Annotated in this window: 1 protein-coding gene; it reads right to left on the bottom strand. The window is 62.0% G+C overall.

The annotated features are described in order from the left end of the window. Positions 1-75: 75 nt before the first annotated feature. Positions 76-1,188, bottom strand: coding sequence for an S-(hydroxymethyl)glutathione dehydrogenase/class III alcohol dehydrogenase (locus tag ACR0AZ_RS21605; RefSeq protein WP_480471510.1), 1,113 nt, complete (start codon positions 1,186-1,188; stop codon positions 76-78). Position 1,189 lies beyond the last annotated feature (1 nt).

Below are 1,189 nucleotides of genomic sequence, written 5' to 3'. Positions count from 1 at the left end.
GGTGCGACTCGGCCTGGAAAATAAAAACGGCGCGCCGGTTGGCACGCCGTCTTGAAACAACTCTTTCGCAGGGTCTTAGTAGACGACCACGGATCGGATGCTTTCGCCTTTGTGCATGAGGTCGAAGCCGTGGTTGATGTCGTCCAGACCCATGGTGTGGGTAATCATCGGGTCAATCTCGATCTTGCCCTCCATGTACCAGTCGACGATCTTCGGCACGTCGGTCCGGCCGCGCGCGCCGCCAAAGGCCGTGCCGCGCCATGACCGGCCGGTGACCAACTGGAACGGACGGGTCGAGATTTCCGCTCCGGCAGGGGCCACGCCGATGATGATCGACTCACCCCAGCCCTTATGAGCTGATTCCAGCGCATCACGCATCACGCCGACGTTGCCGGTGGCGTCGAAGGTGTAGTCCGCACCGCCCTTGGTCAGGTCGACCAGATAGGGCACCAGATCGCCCTCAACCTCTTTCGGGTTGACGAAATCGGTCATGCCGAACTTGGTCGCCATCTCGACCTTCGAGGGGTTCAGGTCGACGCCCACGATCTGATCCGCTCCGGCCAGACGCAGACCCTGGATCACGTTCAGGCCAATGCCGCCCAGGCCAAACACGATGGCGCGGCTGCCAATCTCCACCTTGGCGGTGTTGATCACAGCGCCGATGCCGGTGGTCACGCCACAGCCGATGTAACAGATCTTGTCGAATGGCGCGTCCTCACGCACCTTGGCCAGCGCGATTTCCGGAAGGACCGTGTGGTTCGAGAAGGTCGAGCAGCCCATGTAGTGCAGGATCGGATCGCCATCCAGGGTCGAAAAGCGCGAGGTCCCATCGGGCATTAGGCCTTGCCCCTGCGTGGTCCGGATCGCCTGGCACAGGTTGGTCTTGGGGTGCAGGCAGTATTCGCACTCGCGACATTCCGGGGTGTAGAGCGGGATGACGTGATCGCCGGGTTTCAGGCTGGTCACACCGGGGCCGACCTCAACCACCACGCCCGCACCTTCATGGCCCAGAATGGCGGGGAACAGCCCCTCGGGGTCGGCACCCGACAGGGTGAATTCATCGGTGTGACAGATGCCGGTCGCCTTGATTTCCACCAAAACCTCGCCCGCCTTGGGGCCTTCAAGGTTCACATCCATAACTTCCAAAGGTTTGCCAGCCTGAACGGCAACGGCGGCACGCGTACGCATG

It is taken from the genome of Ruegeria sp. BE3 (genome assembly GCF_056538865.1).
The sequence above is the reverse complement of the archived record's forward strand: the minus strand, read 5'-3'. Positions and strand labels throughout refer to the sequence as shown.

Bases quoted from the DNA above. Each gene is read 5' to 3' on its own strand.
- ACR0AZ_RS21605 (WP_480471510.1), bottom strand. From the start codon at position 1,188: ATGCGTACGCGTGCCGCCGTTGCCGTTCAGGCTGGCAAACCTTTGGAA.